The organism is Agrobacterium sp. LAD9, assembly GCF_003031125.1.
Taxonomy (GTDB): Bacteria; Pseudomonadota; Alphaproteobacteria; order Rhizobiales; family Rhizobiaceae; genus Agrobacterium; species Agrobacterium radiobacter.
This window is the reverse complement of sequence record NZ_PHGS01000003.1, coordinates 49973-66548: the sequence shown is the minus strand read 5'-3', so window position 1 is coordinate 66548 and position 16576 is coordinate 49973. Positions and strand designations below refer to the sequence as shown.

The 16576-nt window shown below is 60.5% G+C and carries 13 protein-coding genes; 5 read left to right on the top strand and 8 right to left on the bottom strand.

Going from position 1 to position 16576, the window contains the following annotated elements; translation table 11 throughout:
* Nucleotides 1-16: 16 nt before the first annotated feature.
* The 6 genes from DA915_RS03540 to DA915_RS03515 form a co-directional block, all read right to left on the bottom strand.
* Complete coding sequence (locus DA915_RS03540; RefSeq protein WP_003503124.1) at nucleotides 17-1936, bottom strand: potassium transporter Kup; 1920 nt, start codon at nucleotides 1934-1936, stop codon at nucleotides 17-19.
* Between the two features lie 15 nt (nucleotides 1937-1951).
* A complete protein-coding gene (locus tag DA915_RS03535) occupies nucleotides 1952-2929 on the bottom strand; it encodes a magnesium transporter CorA family protein (RefSeq protein WP_080865900.1) in 978 nt (325 codons plus the stop codon).
* A gap of 336 nt (nucleotides 2930-3265) precedes the next feature.
* Nucleotides 3266-4396, bottom strand: coding sequence for an Mrp/NBP35 family ATP-binding protein (locus DA915_RS03530; protein ID WP_107675174.1), 1131 nt, complete (start codon nucleotides 4394-4396; stop codon nucleotides 3266-3268).
* 119 nt (nucleotides 4397-4515) lie between these two features.
* A complete protein-coding gene (locus DA915_RS03525; protein ID WP_107675173.1) occupies nucleotides 4516-5739 on the bottom strand; it encodes a CmpA/NrtA family ABC transporter substrate-binding protein in 1224 nt (407 codons plus the stop codon).
* A 78-nt stretch (nucleotides 5740-5817) separates the two neighbouring features.
* A complete protein-coding gene (locus tag DA915_RS03520) occupies nucleotides 5818-6558 on the bottom strand; it encodes an autoinducer binding domain-containing protein (RefSeq protein WP_003503128.1) in 741 nt (246 codons plus the stop codon).
* 212 nt (nucleotides 6559-6770) lie between these two features.
* Nucleotides 6771-7640, bottom strand: a complete 870-nt coding sequence (locus tag DA915_RS03515) for an IclR family transcriptional regulator (protein ID WP_192886394.1) — start codon at nucleotides 7638-7640, stop codon at nucleotides 6771-6773.
* A 72-nt stretch (nucleotides 7641-7712) separates the two neighbouring features.
* Between DA915_RS03515 and DA915_RS03510 the strand changes: the two genes are divergently transcribed.
* From DA915_RS03510 to DA915_RS03495, 4 genes are read left to right on the top strand one after another with little or no spacing between them, the layout of a single operon-like run.
* Nucleotides 7713-8495 carry an SDR family NAD(P)-dependent oxidoreductase gene (locus DA915_RS03510; RefSeq protein WP_192886393.1) on the top strand — a complete coding sequence of 261 codons (783 nt, stop codon included), beginning with the start codon at nucleotides 7713-7715 and terminating at the stop codon, nucleotides 8493-8495.
* Nucleotides 8495-9409 carry a 2-dehydro-3-deoxygalactonokinase gene (locus DA915_RS03505; RefSeq protein WP_107675172.1) on the top strand — a complete coding sequence of 305 codons (915 nt, stop codon included), beginning with the start codon at nucleotides 8495-8497 and terminating at the stop codon, nucleotides 9407-9409. Before DA915_RS03510 ends, DA915_RS03505 begins: the two co-directional genes overlap by 1 nt.
* 14 nt (nucleotides 9410-9423) lie before the next feature.
* Nucleotides 9424-10053 (top strand): 2-dehydro-3-deoxy-6-phosphogalactonate aldolase, encoded by a 630-nt coding sequence (locus DA915_RS03500; protein ID WP_003503136.1) that lies wholly within the window; start codon nucleotides 9424-9426, stop codon nucleotides 10051-10053.
* Nucleotides 10054-10057: 4 nt separating this feature from the next.
* On the top strand, nucleotides 10058-10945 hold the full coding sequence (locus DA915_RS03495; protein ID WP_107675171.1) for an SMP-30/gluconolactonase/LRE family protein: 888 nt from the start codon (nucleotides 10058-10060) through the stop codon (nucleotides 10943-10945).
* Nucleotides 10946-11136: 191 nt separating this feature from the next.
* Here DA915_RS03495 and DA915_RS03485 read toward each other — a convergent pair whose 3' ends face one another.
* Both DA915_RS03485 and DA915_RS03480 read right to left on the bottom strand, forming a co-directional pair.
* Nucleotides 11137-12489 (bottom strand): bifunctional diguanylate cyclase/phosphodiesterase, encoded by a 1353-nt coding sequence (locus tag DA915_RS03485; protein WP_003503140.1) that lies wholly within the window; start codon nucleotides 12487-12489, stop codon nucleotides 11137-11139.
* An 86-nt stretch (nucleotides 12490-12575) separates the two neighbouring features.
* Nucleotides 12576-14195, bottom strand: a complete 1620-nt coding sequence (locus DA915_RS03480; protein WP_192886398.1) for a response regulator — start codon at nucleotides 14193-14195, stop codon at nucleotides 12576-12578.
* Between the two features lie 409 nt (nucleotides 14196-14604).
* Here DA915_RS03480 and mutL point away from each other — a divergent pair, with 409 nt between their 5' ends.
* Nucleotides 14605-16437, top strand: a complete 1833-nt coding sequence (gene mutL, locus DA915_RS03475) for a DNA mismatch repair endonuclease MutL (RefSeq protein WP_107675168.1) — start codon at nucleotides 14605-14607, stop codon at nucleotides 16435-16437.
* Nucleotides 16438-16576: the final 139 nt, after the last annotated feature.

Below are 16576 nucleotides of genomic sequence, written 5' to 3'. Positions count from 1 at the left end.
AGGCATGCTCCCGTCGTCAGACGACGACGTGCGAACCCAGTTCCACCACGCGGTTGGCGGGCAAGCGGAAGTAGTCCGAGGGATCGGCGGCCGTTTCGGCGAGTGCGATGAAGAGGCGGTTCTGCCAGCCCGGCATGCCCGATTTCGGATCCGGCACCAGCTTGCGGCGGCCGAGATAAAACGAGGTGGACATGATGTCGAACTTGTAGCCGGTACGGCGCAGATAGCCGAGCGCCTGGGTGACGTTCTGCGTTTCCATGAAGCCGAAATGCAGTTCGACCACGGCAAAACGATCACTCAGTTTCGTCAGCGTATAACGATCCTCGGGGTGAACGCGCGGCTGGTCTTCGGTGCGGATCGTCAGGATGACGTTCTTGTCGTGCAGAACGTGGTTATGCTTGAGATTGTGCAGCAGTGCCGCCGGCGCGGCCTCCGGATCGCCGGTCAAGAAAATCGCGGTGCCGGGCACACGCACCGGCGCATGGGCGCTTTCCTTTTCCACCGAAGCGACGAAAGCCTTTAACGGCACATCACCGCGGCGGGTCTTGGCGAAGAGGATTTTCGAGCCGCGCTGCCAGGTGGTCATGATGACGGTGAAGGCAATTGCCAAGAGCACCGGCACGTAGCCGCCATCGTGAATCTTGAGCAGATTCGCGCCAAGGAAGATCAGTTCCAGCGCCAGAAGCGGGGCCAGCACGGCGATTGCCAGCCAGACCGACCATTGCCAGCGCTTGCGCACGAATTCGAAGAACATCAGGCTGGTGACGACCATCGCGCCCGTCACGGAAATACCGTAGGCGGTGGCCAGCGCATCCGAACTCTTGAAGGTGAGCACCAGCGCGACGACGCCGAACAGCAGGATGGTGTTGACGGCGGGCAGGTAGATCTGCCCCGTATTGGTTTCCGAGGTGAAGAGGATTTCCATGCGCGGCAGGTAGCCGAGATGGATCGCCTGACGCACGAGCGAAAACGCACCTGTTATGACCGCCTGGCTGGCGATGATGGTGGCGGCAGTCGCCAGAATGACGGCCGGCAGGATCGCCCATTGCGGGAACATCAGATAGAACGGATTGGACATCGCCGCCGGGTCTTTCAGCACCAGCGCGCCCTGACCGAGATAGTTCAGCGTCAATGCCGGGAAAACCAGACAGAACCACGCCCACTGGATGGGACGGCGACCGAAATGGCCGAGATCGGCGTAAAGCGCTTCCGCCCCTGTTATCGTCAGGAAGACCGCGCCCAGCACGACGATGCCGTAAAAACCTTCATTCGCCAGAAACTCGACCGCATGCCACGGGTTGAAGGCAAAGAGAATGCTGAAATCGTCGGCAATATGGATGAGGCCCGCAAGCCCCATGACGATGAACCAGACAGCGGTGATCGGCCCGAAGAACTTCGCCACCGTGCCCGTGCCGTGAGACTGAATGGCGAAGAGGCCAATGAGAATGCCGACGGAAATCGGAATGATGAACTCGTCCATTTCCGGCGTGACGAGTTTCAGGCCTTCCACCGCCGAAAGCACCGATAGTGCCGGGGTGATCATGGCATCGCCGAGAAACAGGGCGGCACCGATGAGGCCGAGCACGATGAGCACGCCGCGATGGGTGCCCGCCGTCTTCATCAGCAGCGCCAGCAGCGAAAGCGTGCCGCCTTCGCCGTCATTGTCGGCGCGCAGCAGCAGCGTGATATATTTGAAGGTGACGATGATCGTCAAAGACCAGATCATCAGTGATGTCAGGCCGATGACTTCTTCCTGAGTCACCCCGTCATAGGCGATGGGCCGCAGGGCTTCGCGAAAGGCATAGAGCGGGCTGGTGCCGATATCGCCATAGACGACGCCGATCGAACCAAGGATCGCGGCGTAAAGCCCCTTGTTCTTGTGCTCGTCATCGGCATCCGGTTTCTCGGCAACGTCCTTGTCAACGATCTGGGACATGATGATCCTGGCTCCTCAGAGCCAGCCCTTCCAACGAAAAAAGAGAAACGGGATGATTGCGGACATCAGCATGATAACAAGCGCCAGGGGATAACCGAACGTCCAGTTCAACTCCGGCATGAGTTGAAAGTTCATTCCGTAAACCGAGGCCACCAGCGTGGGCGGCAAAAACACCACCGAGGCAATCGAGAATATCTTGATGATGCCGTTCTGCTCGATGTTGATGATGCCGAGCGAGGCGTCAAGCAGGAAGGTCAGATTGCCGGAAACGAAGGAGGCATGTTCGTTCAGCGACTGAATATCGCGCCCGATCGACTTGCCCTGTTCCCTCGCTCCCTTGTCCTCGCGAGCCTGATCGCTGGTGGAGAGGAAGGTCTGCAGCCGCGCCAGCGATGCGAGGCTGACGCGGACCTTCGAGATCAGCCGGTGATAGGCGGCGATATTGGTCAGGCGGTCTTCGAGATAGCGCGGCGCCTTGCGTTTGGAACGGGCCTGGCTGCCGAGAATGTCGGCGGCGAGATTATCGATGCCAGTGACCGAGTTTTCGAGAATTTCCGCCGTGCGGTCGACGATTGTTTCGAGCAGTTTCAAAAGCAGCGCCGTGCCGCTGCGCATTTCGTGCGGCGCGCGGGTAATGGCGGCAATGAAAAGGTGGAATGATTTCGGCTCGGCATAACGGATTGTCACCAGACGCTTGCCAACCAGAACGAAGGCGACATCGGTGAGGCGCGGATCATCCGAATCCGCCTTCCACACCAGAGACGCGGTCATGAAGACATTGGCGTCTTCCATATAGAGACGACTGGAAGGCTCGATATCCTTCAGGTCTTCGCGCGTCGGCAGTTCCACGCCCAGCAGCTTTTCCACATGCTGCTCTTCCGCCCTGTCTGGATTGACGAGATCGATCCAGACGATGTCGTCGGGAATCGGTCCGGAGCCGTCGACTGCCGACAGGCTGATCGCCTCGCAATTGGCGCGATAGGCTTTTATCAATCCGCTTCTCCGCTCCACATCGCGGGCTTGCCGCAATGCTGCTTAACATATCCTGTTTGCCGTCGGCAAACCTTTGGACGACACTTCAGGGAGCGCCGGACCAGGCGGGATTTCACAATCTCGCCAGCCCGATGAACCAAGAGCCAAACGGCGCAGGCGTATGCGCCCAAAGCGAGATGCAATCAAGCAATATTTTTTCGCGACAGCATTGCAGGCGAAGCATCTCTGGAGTTCAAATCCGGAAATGCTACCAGATACTTTCGGTTAATCTTCTGTTTTCAAAGGATTATTCAAAGCGGGCAGATGCCTGCCCGCTTTGCGTCCGCGACTGGCGCATTATTCGAAAACGATCCTCGGCGCGGCTTTTTGCTCGCTCGCACCAATGCGCGCCCAGACTTTTTGCGCGATATCGCGGTAGATCGCGGCCTGCGGGCCATCAGGCTCGGCGGCGACAACAGGCGTTCCGGCATCCGACATTTCGCGGATGGAGATGGTGAGCGGCACTTCGCCGAGGAAGGGCACGCCGATCCTTTCCGCTTCCGCCTTCGCCCCGCCATGGCCGAAAATATCATAACGAGCGCCGGTATCGGGCGCGATGAAATAGCTCATATTCTCGATAACCCCGAGCAGCGGCACCTCCACCTTGCGGAACATGGTGATGCCCTTGCGCGCGTCGATCAGCGCCAGATCCTGCGGTGTGGAGACGATGACCGCGCCGGCGAGCGGCACCTGCTGGGCGATGGTAAGCTGCGCATCGCCGGTGCCGGGCGGCATGTCCAGCACCAGCACATCCAACTCGCCCCAGGCCACTTCGCGCAGCATCTGCATCAGCGCGGACTGCACCATCGGCCCGCGCCAGATCATCGCTGCTTCCTCATCCACCAGAAAACCCATGGACATGACCTTCAGTCCATAATTTTCCATGGGAAGGATGATGCGGTCTTCCTGCTGCTTCGGACGGCCGGAAATTTTCAGCAATCGCGGCAGCGAAGGGCCGTAAATATCGGCATCGAGCATGCCGACCTTCAGGCCGAGCGACTGGAGACCCAGCGCCAGATTGACCGCGGTCGTCGACTTGCCTACCCCGCCCTTGCCCGAGGCCACGGCGATGATGGCCCGCACGCCCGGTACGCCCACCTTTGACGAACCGGGCTGTGTGGCCGGCCGGCCGGGTGCGGCGGCGGGGCGCGCCGGCGCCGGTTGCTGCTGGCCGGGCTTGCGATCGGCCGTCAGCGCGACGACCGCGCCGACGATACCCTCAACGCCCTTGGCCGCCTGTTCCGCGGCAAGCCGCAGCGGCTCCATCTCCGCAGCCTTGTCGGCCGGTACGGTGATCGAGAAATAGGCTTTCGCATCGGCGATGAAGATTTCCGAGACCATGCCGAGTGCGATGATGCTCTTACCGCTGCCGGGATAGATCACCGCTTCCAGCGCCTTTTCCACCTGGCTCTTGCTGACCTCTGCCATATTCCTGCTCCGCTACATCGTCCGACCGGGTATTGCGTGCCATCCATAGACAAGCCGGAGCGCTTCGCCAATGCCAAAGCGCGACAGTCAGGCATTCGCGACGATTTAACGCTGCCGTTTCAGATTTCGTCGTCCATCGCCAGCGTTTCCGGATCGAAAACATGGCCGTCGAAAAAACAGTCGGGGCCGACCACCAGACCCGTGCGCGACGCGCCGACATGAACAGGCTCGCGCAACGTGCCTTCGAGTTTCAGATTGGCACCCGGCACCGGCACGAAAAGCGGCTTCATGGCCTTGCGGAAAATATCCGGCCGGTAGGCGTTGCGGGCGGCCTCCACCACGGCGGCATCGAGCCGGTAATCGGCGGAAACCTCGCCCCAGCGCAACATCTGGCTGAAGAACCACAGGGCCTGGCTCTGCCATGGGAAATTGGCGGCCTTGGCGCTCGTCACGAAAAACTCCTGAAACCGCTGCATGTCCCGCTGCGAGGTGGAAATATAGCCCGTCAGCGCCGGCAGCAGGAATTCGCCGTTCTCATCCAGATATTGAGGCGCGGCGAGGATGCCGGCCAGTTCCTCTATGTTGGCGGCATTGGCGCACCATTCACCGGCACGGTAAAGCGCCCGCAGCAGCCCTTCCAGAAGGGCGGCGTTTTCCTCTGCCCAGCGCGTCTTCACGGCCAGTATCTTTTCAGGCGCATTGTGCCAGATCAGCGCGCCCGTGGTGACGATACGGCCGCCGCCGCCCAGCACCACGGCGCTGCCCGCCGGTTCGGCGGTACAGAGCGCATCGACCTTGCCGCTTTCCAGCAGAGACGGCATCGCCTTCGGCAGGGCTTCGACGATTTCCATGTCCCGGCCGAGCAGCACGCCGCAGCTTCCGAGTAGATAACGCAGGGCATAAAATGGCGTGGAGACAATATCCTCAACCGCAAAGACCGGCGGGTTTTCACCTGCTGCGCGGCGCGCGGCGCAGACGCGGGCCATGGCCCGCCCAAAAGCCGCCGGATCCGGCAGCTTCAGGCCTTCGCGGTAAAGTTCGTCATAAAATCCGTGCGAAACGGTCGTTGCCGATCCGCCAAGGGAAAGTGTGAAAACGCCGACAATATCGCCCGGCAGATCATCCAGGCCAACAGCGGAACCAACAGGAACCGGGGCGGGCAGATGCGCGACATGAACGCCATCCTCGCCAAGCGCCGCAAGCACGGCGCGCGCGGACTGTTTTCGGAAAAGTTCGAGTTCTATGCCCTCATCGGCAGCAAAGCCTTTTTCGGCAGCGGCTATCAGCACGGCGCAGTCGATAGTCGGAGAAAATCCTGCTTTTACCCTATGCCGTTCCGGCAAACGATTTCTCCTTTCCGGTGATTCGAAAGGAGGATCGCCCAGGAAGCGCTTTATCACAATGATAAAATTACGGTTTCGCTATTTTATCAGGCCGACCCGCAGCGCTTTGGCGACAGCCTGGGTGCGGTTGACCGTGTCGAGTTTTTTCGTTGCGCGGTTCAGGTAATGATTGATGGTGTGTTCCGACAGCATCATGATTTCAGCAATTTCAGCGCTGGTCTTGCCGGCGGCGGTCCAGTTCAGACAGTCGATCTCCCGCTCGCTCAATGTTTCGGGAACCCTCAAATCGAGGCGTCGTATTTCAGATAGCCGGGCAAAGACATGGCTGGAAATGTAGAAAAGCTCGGCAAGCCGGTTGGCCGGCAGAGACGTCTTGTTGCCGGAAAACGAGACCGCGCCGCGTCGCATGGTGATGTCGTGAACGGGAAACCACACCGAATTGATCATCTCGAAACGTTCGAAAAGGTTGATCACGGTTTTCTTGGCGATTTCTCCGTCGCCTCTGACCAGAAAATCCATCGAGACGGAAAAGGGGACGGTCGATTTTTTCAACTGCGCCATCACCCGGCTGGTCTGCAGCATGCCCTCTTCATCGTAGCGCTGCAAAAGCTCGGCCGGCCAGCTGGTGATAACAGTATATTGCGACAGTTCGCTCGCCACTTCCGAGGACAGGTCGAGCACCATGAAAGCCCTGAATTCCCAGGCCTCCGTCAGCCGCTTCAGAAACCGGAATATATCGAATTGCGTGTTGAGATCAGCGATCTCGCGAACGCAATCAACACCAATCGACTGAACGGCGGCCGTCTCTGTTTTCTGCATCAAAGCTGTTCTTCGAGAATGAGAAAATGCCGCCGCAAAGGCCCGCCTTTGCCCGGAAATTGTTGCGGATGTTACTCACCAAAACGATTCATGCAAACAAAAGTTGAAAACTTAATTCAGAATAGTCGAAAATAATATCAAATGCACCTGAATGGACGCGTCCCCGCGCTTTCCATAAGGGAAAATCCACCGGCTAACGCCCCGTTTTTTCCTCAACCATCCGCAACCGGGGATAATCTGCAGGCAAGATCATCGGAAATTCTATCGGCAGTCTCGCGCACCAGAGGGGCCCATTTGCGAAGCTGTTCCACATCCACACGATAGGCCGGACCGGTGACGGAGATCGCCGCGCGAAAATTGCGCCCGGGCGCCCGGACCGGTGCGGCAACGCAATGAATCCCGATCTCGTGCTCCTGAAGGTCGAAACCGTAGCCATTGTCGCGAATGGTCGCCACGTCAGCCATCAGCGCGTCCGTCGTCGTGATCGTGTTTTCCGTGAAGCGATGAAAATCGAGTTCCGCAGTCAGCGCCGCCAGTTCATCACCGGCGAGCAGCGACAGCGCCGCCTTGCCCACCCCCGTGCAATAGACCGGTGAGGTTTTGCCGACCTGCGAATGCATGCGCAATGTGTGCTGCCCCTCCATCTTGTCGAGATAGGTCACCTGCCTGCCGTTCAACGCGGCGAGATGCACGGACTCCTGCGTCACCTCCTGCAACGCTGCCAGATGCGGGGCCGCGACGCTGCGCAGGTCATTGCCGCTCCAGGCTTTCGCTGCCAGTTGCAGCAGTCTCAGCCCCACGGCATAGGTCTGATCGGCAGCGTGATCGATAAGGCCCTCGGCGACGAGATGGGCGAGCTGGCGGTGAACCGAGCCGCGCGGCTGACCGCAGGCTTCGACCACATCGGTAAAGCGCATCGGCTTGTCGGCAAAGGCGATCAACTCCAGCAGCGAGACGGCCTTGCCGAGCGTGCCCGTGTCACTCCCGGTTTTCCGTTGCACCATCGGAACCGCATCAGGCTTTTGCCCATTGGGCTTTTTATTATCGGCCATGGCAACATCCACCGTCATCTGTCTTGACATAAGCGTGACGCCAAGAGAATAATTCCATTTAGTAAAATCTAGTTCCAAATAATGGAACAATCAAGCCTTTCAATGGATGAGATGACGCCGATGACGCAAGCCCAATTTCCGGACCTCAAGGATGCGGGCGTGCTCGTCACCGGCGGCGGTTCCGGCATCGGGGCATCGCTGGTGGAAGCCTTCGCGATGCAGGGAGCGACGGTTTCCTTCATCGACATCGCCGAAGAGCCAAGCCTGGCGCTCGTAAAGCGGCTTGCGACAACGGCGCAGCATCCGGTCCACTTCTTCAAAACCGACCTTCGCAATATCGCGGCGATCGGAAAGACGGTGGAGGCGGCGGCCTTGGCCACCGGCGGCATCAGGGTACTCGTCAACAATGCCGCCTGGGACGACCGCCACGATATAGAAACGGTGACCGAAGCCTATTGGGACGCCAATCAGGCGGTCAATCTCAAGCAGATGTTCTTCTCGGTTCAGGCAGCCCTGCCCTATCTCCGGCAGGCGAAGGGCGCCTCTATCGTCAATTTTTCGTCCATCTCGTTTCTGCTCAACATGGGCGAGCTGCCATCCTATGCGGCGGCCAAGGCCGGCATTATCGGGTTGACGAAAAGCCTCGCCGGCCGGCTGGGCCCGGAAAACATCCGCGTCAACACGCTGCTGCCCGGCATGATCGTGACGGAGCGGCAGAAGGAACTATGGCTGACGGATGAGGGCATTACCGCCACCACGGCGCGGCAATGTCTGAAGCGCACGCTCGTCGCCGCCGACCTGGCGGGTCCGTGCCTGTTTCTCGCATCATCGGCATCGAGCGCCATCACGGCGCAATCCATAATCGTAGACGGAGGCCTTCTATAATGTCTGAACCCGCTTTCATCGCCGTCGACTGGGGTACAACCAGTTTCCGGCTCTGGCTCATGAGCCGATCGGGCGCGGTGCTGGCGGAGCGCAGAAGCACGGAAGGCATGACCACCGCCATGCGGACCGGTTTTGCCGAGGTGCTGCAATCGCATCTCGACGCTATCGGCGCACCGGAAGATCTGCCGGTTCTCGTCTGCGGCATGGCGGGAGCGCGGCAGGGCTGGGTCGAAGCGGGTTATATCGACGTGCCGGCATCGCTTTCGGCGGTTCTCGATGGCGCGGTTCGCGTGCCGGGCCAGGTGCGGGATGTGCGCATTCTGCCGGGATTGGCGCAGCGGGATAAAAACGCGCCCGACGTGATGCGCGGCGAAGAAACGCAATTGCTTGGCGCTCTCGCTTCTTCGGACGCCGGTGAAAAACTCGTCTGCATGCCCGGCACCCATTCCAAATGGGTGACCGTCAAGGATGGCGGCGTGACGGGTTTTGCCACTTTCATGACCGGCGAACTCTTCGAAGTCATCTCGAAACAGACGATCCTTTCCCATGCGGTGGCAGAGGCCGAAGCCTTTACCGGCGAGCATGAGGCTTTCACGGCGGCCGTGCGCGATATTTACGCCCATCCCGCGCTTGCGACCAATCGCTTTTTCACCCTGCGCTCCGGGCAATTGCTGCACGGGCTTACCGCGACCGACGCCAAGGCCAAGCTCTCCGGCATCATGATCGGGCTGGAAATCGCCGGTGCGCATTCGACGGCACAGCGGGAGACGCCCGTGGTGCTGATCGGCTCCGGTGCGCTCGGCGCGCTTTACGAGGGTGCCTTCGCAGCCCTCGATATTCAATATACGGTCATCGACGCCGACGAGGCCGTGCGGCGCGGATTGCTCGCCGCTGCAAATGCCATCTGGCCATAGGATAAAGAGACATCATGCGTATTCCCTTCCCTTCCATCAAATATCCGCTGATCGCCATCCTGCGCGGTCTGAAGCCCGAGGAAACCGAAGGCGTTGTCGGCGCGTTGATCGAGACCGGCTTCCGCGCCATCGAAATCCCGCTCAATTCGCCCGATCCGTTCCGCTCGATCGAGATCGCCGCAAAGATGGCGCCCGCCGATTGCCTGATCGGCGCCGGCACCGTGCTTAGCGTGGAAGAGGTGGAATCGCTGGATGCGGCCGGCGGCAAGCTGATGGTCAGCCCCAATGCCGATGCCGACGTTATCGTCGCCGCCCGCGTCAAGGGCATGGTGACGATGCCGGGCGTTCTCACCCCCACCGAGGCGCTGGTGGCCGCAAAGGCCGGGGCGACCGGGCTGAAGTTCTTTCCCGCCAGCATCATCGGCCCCGCGGGTATCAATGCGATCCGGACCATCCTGCCGAAGGATCTGGTCATCGCCGCTGTCGGCGGCGTCTCGGACAGGAACTTCGCGGAATATACCAACGCCGGCATTACGGCTTTCGGGCTTGGCACCAGCCTTTACAAGCCGGGCATGACGGCGGCGGAGGTGCGCGAACGCGCCACCGTCACACTTTCAGCCTATGATGCAGCCATCGGAGGATAAGAGCTTGGCGACTGTTTTTCCCTTTGCCGGACGTGTTCTGGACGAGACGCCGATGCTGCTCGGCGAAGGCCCGACCTTCGACCCTGCGACCGGCACCGCCTGGTGGTTCAATATTCTCGAGCGGGAACTGCACGAGCTGCATCTCGCGTCCGGCCGCAAGACCGTGCACGCCCTGCCCTTCATGGGCAGCGCGCTCGCCAAGGTCAGCGACAGCAGGCAGCTGATCGCCTCCGATGACGGGCTTTTCCTGCGAGACACGGCGACCGGCGTGCTGACGCTGCATGCCGAGCTGGAAAAGGACCTGCCCGGCAACCGCTCCAATGACGGGCGCATGCACCCGTCCGGCGCGCTGTGGATCGGCACCATGGGTCGCAAGGCGGAGACAGGCGCGGGCAGCATCTACCATGTTTCCAAAGGCATCGTGACGAAGCTCTTTGCCGAGATCAGCATTCCGAATTCGATCTGCTTCTCGCCCGATGGCGCGACGGGATATTACGTCGATACCAAGGTGAACAAGCTGATGCGGGTGCCGCTTGACGCCGGGACCGGCCTGCCCTCCGGCAAGGCGGAAGTCTTCATCGATTCCACGGGTATCAAAGGCGGCGTGGACGGATCCGTCTGCGATGCCGAAGGGCATATCTGGAACGCCCGCTGGGGTGAGGGTGCGGTCGATCGTTACGATATGGACGGCAATCACATCGCCCGATATGAGGTGCCCGGCAAACAGACGACCTGCCCGGCCTTCATCGGCCCCGACGCGTCACGCCTTCTTGTCACCTCGGCGCGCGAACATCTAGACGACGACGCCATTGCCGCCAATCCGCAGCATGGGTTGACGTTCGAGCTCGGGGTTGACGTCAAGGGCCGGTTTGAGCCGCTTTACAGGCTCTGAGACGCGGCACGCACCGCACTCTCCTCATTCCTGTGCTTGTCACAGGAATCTAGCCAGCCCAAGTCCTTGGGCTGAAAGGAGTCGTTTCGCCGCGCAGACGCGCGTCGGCTGGATTCCTGTGACAAGCACAGGAATGAGGGAAGTTGGAGATTGCGTCCGCCGCCTTGCAGCCGCGGCCAGACCGCTCTGTCTCAGGAAATATCCGACAATATCTCGCGGTAATTCTCGTGCAGATACCGCTGGGTCGCCGCGGCATCGGCGGGGCGGCCGTAGAAATAGCCCTGCCCCATGGCGCAACCGAGCGCGCGCAGCTTTTCCTCTTCCGCCCGTTCTTCTATCCCCTCGGCCACGACTTCGAGATCGAGCCCTTCGCACATGGCGACGATGGCCTTGATGATATGTTCGGAAGGACGATCGCTGCTGATGCGTGACACGAAGGCGCGGTCGATCTTTACCTTGTCGAAGGTGAAATCCCGCAGGCGGCCGAGGCTCGACTGGCCGGTGCCGAAATCGTCAAGCGAAATGCGAACGCCGGCGCTCTGCAATTCGCTGATGATGCGTTGCGCGGTATCGGCTGATGTCATGACAGCCGTTTCGGTGATCTCAAGTTCCAGCCGATGCGGATCGAGGCCGACACGCGAGAGAATGGACAGAATATTGTCCGCCGTGCTGGGGTCCATCAATTGCGCGGAAGAGAGATTGAAGGACAGGAAGAGTTCACGCGGCCAGAACAGGGCCGCTTCCGCCGCCTTTCTGAGCAGGGCTTCCGACAGCGCATCGATGAAACCGCGCTCTTCGGCGAGCGGCACAAAAACCGCGGGCGATACGAAACCGAGATCGGGATCGTTCCAGCGGGCCAGCGCCTCGAAACCAATGACCTTTGCCTCTTCCAGCCGGACGATGGGCTGGAAATGCACATCGATGGCATCGGTGATGATGGCGTTTCTAAGCGCCTGTTCCAGCTGCGTGGCGCGCTTCATCTCCTGAGCGATCTCACGCGAATAGACCGTGATCTGGCCGCGGCCACGCCGCTTCGAACGGTATAGCGCCGTCTCGGCGCTTTTCAGCAAATCCTCGAATTCATCGCCGGCGAAGGGATAGATGGCGAAACCGAAGGAGGAAGAAAGCCGGACGTTGCGGTCGCCGAGATCATAAGGGGCAGAAAGCACGTCCTTGATCATGTTGCCGATACGTTCGGCGCCAGTGCGCTCGAAGACCAGCGGCAGCACGAAAGCGAATTCGTCACCGTCATGGCGCGTCACGACCGCGCCATCGGGAATGCAGGCCTTCAGCCGGTGCGCGACCTGACAGAGGATTTCATCGCCCGCCTGCACGCCGAAAAGATCGTTGATGGGTTTGAAGCCGTCTATATTGGCAATGCCGACCGTGAAGGGGGCGGGATCGCTGGAGCGCTCGCTGGCAAGCATCCTGATCTTGTCCCGCAAACGGTAGCGGTTGCCCAGCCCCGTCAGCGGGTCGCTGTAGGCCATCGCCTGCAACTCGTTCTGGCTGACCTGCAACGATTGCGGCTCTGCCCGTTTCATTCCTGCATCTCGTGAATCCTGTGTCGACCGCGCTCACAATGCAGGGCAAGTATTAAAAAAGCCATAGCCTCCCGGCAATGGCAATTTCAGGCCTGCAGCCGCAGGGCGTCCTTGCCGAAAAGCCGCAGGAAAACAGCCTCGACCATGTCAGGACTGACGGGTTTCAGCAGCATGTCGTCCATGCCGGAGGCCCGGCACTTGTCGAGATCGCCCTCGAATGCGTGGGTGATGACACCGACGATGGGAATATGTTTCTCGCCGCCCAGGCCGCGCATGCGGCGGGCGACCTCGAAGCCGTCGATATCGCCCAGCGTCGTGTCGAGCAGGACGGCGGAAGGCGGCTGTTCCACAAAGAGACGCAAGGCTTCCTCGCCAGAGGTGGCGAGCCGCCAGGAAAGCCCCAGGCCTTCGAGTATCTGCGAGAAGACGATCTGGTTAACCCTGTTATCCTCGACGAGAAGTATCTCGCAGACGCCGCCGGTCTTGAGTATTTCGGGCAGATCCTCCGTCATGATCTCCCAGTCCTCGTCAGCGGTTTTCTCCTTCGGGGAGGATTTCAACCCGGCCGCAAGATAATGCAGCAGGGAAGCATCTATCTCCTCTTCCTCGATGGTGACGACGGGCAGATCATGCGCGGCAGCAATATCGAGGCAAGCGACGCTCATCTGGGCGTCGACAACGACCACATCGATGCTCACACCGGCGGAAGCCGCGACATCGATGAATGCGCGCTGCTCGTCCTCGCTCGTCACCGCCGCATGGTCCATGCCGCCCGCGGTCAGAAGACGACCGGCGGCTTCCGCAAAGCGCCCGTTTTCAGAGACGACCAACACCGCCTTGCTCTTTAAAACCCCGCCGCGATTGTCCGTTTCCTCGTCCCTGCCATAGATGGAGGCCACGAAAGGAACATGTTCGAGCGAGGGGATGACGGGCGTGCCATTGGCATCGATGGTGGCAAGAGCGGTCACGTCCTCCATCGTCGTCACCAGGAAATATCGGCCGGGCCGGCCCACACGCTGCTTGCGGGTGATTGTCAGCACCTCTTCGCCATTCAGGCGTCGCACCCTTTCGGGAATGACAGCCGGCGTACCGCTATCCAGCACTATACGATCGGCGGCATCGATCCGTCCGGCGACCTTGCGCGAGTGGAGATCGAAAACGGTACGGCCGAGAATGCTCTCGGGACTGGTTTCGACCAGGGCGCTGGCGGATTTGTTGAGGGCGACATAGGCCATGTTCCGATCCTTGACGAAGACGGGAAATGGCAGATTGTCGAGAATTTCCTCAACGAGCTGTACGCGCTCAAGGTCGATGCGCCATTGCTCTTCGCGTTTCTTCTGTTCGGAAATATCGGCAACCACGCTGATGCCGAGGCCGGACGGCAGGCGGTTCATGACGAAGCGCAGGAAGCGCTCTCCCTTCAGCCGTTCGGTTTTTTCCGATCTTTCCTTCCAGTGCAGCGCCAGCCGCTCGCCGATCCATTCCTCCCGGCCGAGCGGGCGGGCATTGGCGGAGAGGCTTTCCGCCTCGAGCAGATAACAATCATATAGCGCGCTCAGATAGTCGCGCAGCCGCGCGCCCGGGCCGATAACGGCCTCTTCCAGCGGAAAAAAGCTGAGGAGTTTCCGGCTTGCAAAAATAATGTGATCATTACGGTCGTAAACGACGATCGCCGCGCCAAGCGCGTCGCAAAGGGCATCAAGCATCACCGTATGAACGCCCGCGCCAGAGGACGCCAAATCACTCAACTGCAAACTCCCGCCTGTTTTTCAGGGGTCAGGCTTATGTTTCTAGTGGAATCGTCCAGGGCAAATGCCGGGATGAAACGAAAAATTCCGAAAAAGAGACATCAGGGTTTGCAACTTGAAGCAGTCTTGAGGGGAAGATGACGCTCACCCATAGTCGACGTCACACGCCGCCCGGCGAAGGCGGCCCCGTTCCTGCGGTCATTTCAAGCCGCCTCACCATAATCAAGGCCGATTAAAGGCGGATTAACGCTTAACGCCATGTTGACCGAAATGATCAAATGCCCAAGGGACCGTAAAACATGTGCAAATTTCCACAGCCCGAGTTTTTTGCTTTCGAAGCCGTAGCGAATCCGCGAAAATGACGATCATGGCCATCAAGCAGCTTTCAGAAACCCTTATCAACCAGATCGCCGCCGGCGAGGTCATCGAAAGACCCTCCAGCGCCACGAAGGAACTGGTGGAAAACGCCATCGACGCAGGCGCGACCAGGATCGAGATCGCCACGGCGGGCGGCGGCAAGGGGCTGGTGCGGATTACCGATAACGGTTCCGGCATGTCACCTGCCGATCTGGAGCTTGCGGTGCGGCGTCACTGCACCTCGAAAATTTCCGATACGCTGGATGATATCCGCACGCTCGGGTTTCGTGGCGAGGCGCTGCCCTCCATCGGCTCGGTCGCCAAGCTGACGATTACCAGCCGCCAACAGGGCGCGGAACAGGGTTCGGTGATTTCCGTTACCGGCGGCAAGGTTTCCGATGTCCGGCCCGCCGCCTCGAATGCCGGCACAATCGTCGAGGTGCGCGACCTGTTTTTCGCCACCCCCGCGCGGCTGAAATTCCTGAAGACGGAACGGGCCGAGGCGGCCGCGATTACCGAAGTCGTCAAGCGCATGGCGATCGCCTTCCCGCATATCCGTTTCGTGCTATCAGGCACCGACCGTTCGACGCTCGAAATTCCTTCGACCGGCGACGATCATCTGGCCCGCATGGCGCAGATTCTGGGTGCCGAGTTCAAGGACAACGCCATCGAGATCGATGCCGGGCGCGAGGATGTGACGCTGACCGGTTTTGCCGGTGTTCCGACCTTCAATCGCGGCAACTCGGCGCATCAATATGTCTTCGTCAATGGCCGCCCGGTGCAGGACAAACTGCTTTTATCCGCCATTCGCGGCGCTTATGCCGAAACAGTGCCGCATGGGCGATATCCGGTCGCGGTGCTGTCCATCACGCTTGACCCCGCCTTTGTGGATGTGAACGTGCATCCGGCGAAATCCGACGTGCGTTTTCGCGATCCCGGCCTCATTCGCGGGCTGATCGTCGGGGCGATCCGCCAGGCGTTGACGCGCGACGGCGACAGGGCCGCGACGACGGGCGCGAGCCAGATGATGAATGCGTTCCGCCCCGGCTATAGCCCGTCCGGCCTCAGGCCCTCGCCTTCCATGGCAGCAGCCGCGCCGTGGTCCGCCGCCACCTCACCGTCGCGGCCGCTTGCGGTTTCCGGGGACATGCAATTTGCCGAGGCGGTGCAATCGCGCTTTTCCGACATCACCATGCCGACGGCGCGGGCCGAGCCTCGGGAGATTTACGAGACCGCCGCGAGCCCCTCGCCGGAACCCGTGCTTTACCCGCTCGGCGCCGCGCGGGCGCAGCTGCACGAGAACTACATCATCGCCCAGACGGAAAACGGCCTTGTCATCGTCGACCAGCATGCCGCGCATGAGCGGCTGGTGTTTGAGGAAATGCGCAATGCACTGCATTCCCGGCGTCCGCCGTCGCAGGTGCTGCTCATCCCTGAAATCATCGACCTGCCGGAAGAGGATTGCGACCGGCTGATGGATCACGCCGCCGGGTTCGATGCACTGGGGCTCGTCATCGAACGTTTCGGGCCGGGCGCGGTCGCCGTCCGGGAAACACCTGCCATGCTGGGTGAGGTCAATGTGCAGGGGCTGGTGCGTCAGCTTGCCGACGAGATCGCCGAATGGGACGCCGCCTCCACGCTTGCCAACAAGCTGGAATATGTCGCGGCCACCATGGCCTGCCACGGCTCGGTGCGTTCCGGCCGGCGTATGCGGCCGGAAGAGATGAACGCGCTTCTACGGCAGATGGAAAACACGCCGGGTTCCGGTCAATGCAATCATGGCCGACCGACCTATATCGAACTGAAACTTTCCGATATAGAACGGCTCTTCGGCCGCAGCTGACACCTTCATCCAGCCGCAAGCAGGCGGGGCTGGCCTTGCGCCGCGCCGGGCTATATAAATTCAGGATACTGGAGCATCCGGATTGTTCAGGAAAACGCTACGCCGTTTCGGACTGGGTGCCCTGACAGGACAGAGCAGG

What these genes read in the sequence shown, in the direction of transcription:
- DA915_RS03540 (WP_003503124.1), bottom strand. Translation starts at nt 1,936, where the DNA reads ATGTCCCAGATCGTTGACAAGGACGTTGCCGAGAAACCGGATGCCGAT.
- DA915_RS03530 (WP_107675174.1), bottom strand. Translation starts at nt 4,396, where the DNA reads ATGGCAGAGGTCAGCAAGAGCCAGGTGGAAAAGGCGCTGGAAGCGGTG.
- DA915_RS03520 (WP_003503128.1), bottom strand. Translation starts at nt 6,558, where the DNA reads ATGCAGAAAACAGAGACGGCCGCCGTTCAGTCGATTGGTGTTGATTGC.
- DA915_RS03515 (WP_192886394.1), bottom strand. Translation starts at nt 7,640, where the DNA reads ATGTCAAGACAGATGACGGTGGATGTTGCCATGGCCGATAATAAAAAG.
- DA915_RS03510 (WP_192886393.1), top strand. Translation starts at nt 7,713, where the DNA reads ATGGATGAGATGACGCCGATGACGCAAGCCCAATTTCCGGACCTCAAG.
- DA915_RS03505 (WP_107675172.1), top strand. Translation starts at nt 8,495, where the DNA reads ATGTCTGAACCCGCTTTCATCGCCGTCGACTGGGGTACAACCAGTTTC.
- DA915_RS03500 (WP_003503136.1), top strand. Translation starts at nt 9,424, where the DNA reads ATGCGTATTCCCTTCCCTTCCATCAAATATCCGCTGATCGCCATCCTG.
- DA915_RS03485 (WP_003503140.1), bottom strand. Translation starts at nt 12,489, where the DNA reads ATGAAACGGGCAGAGCCGCAATCGTTGCAGGTCAGCCAGAACGAGTTG.
- DA915_RS03480 (WP_192886398.1), bottom strand. Translation starts at nt 14,195, where the DNA reads ATGCTTGATGCCCTTTGCGACGCGCTTGGCGCGGCGATCGTCGTTTAC.
- mutL (WP_107675168.1), top strand. Translation starts at nt 14,605, where the DNA reads ATGGCCATCAAGCAGCTTTCAGAAACCCTTATCAACCAGATCGCCGCC.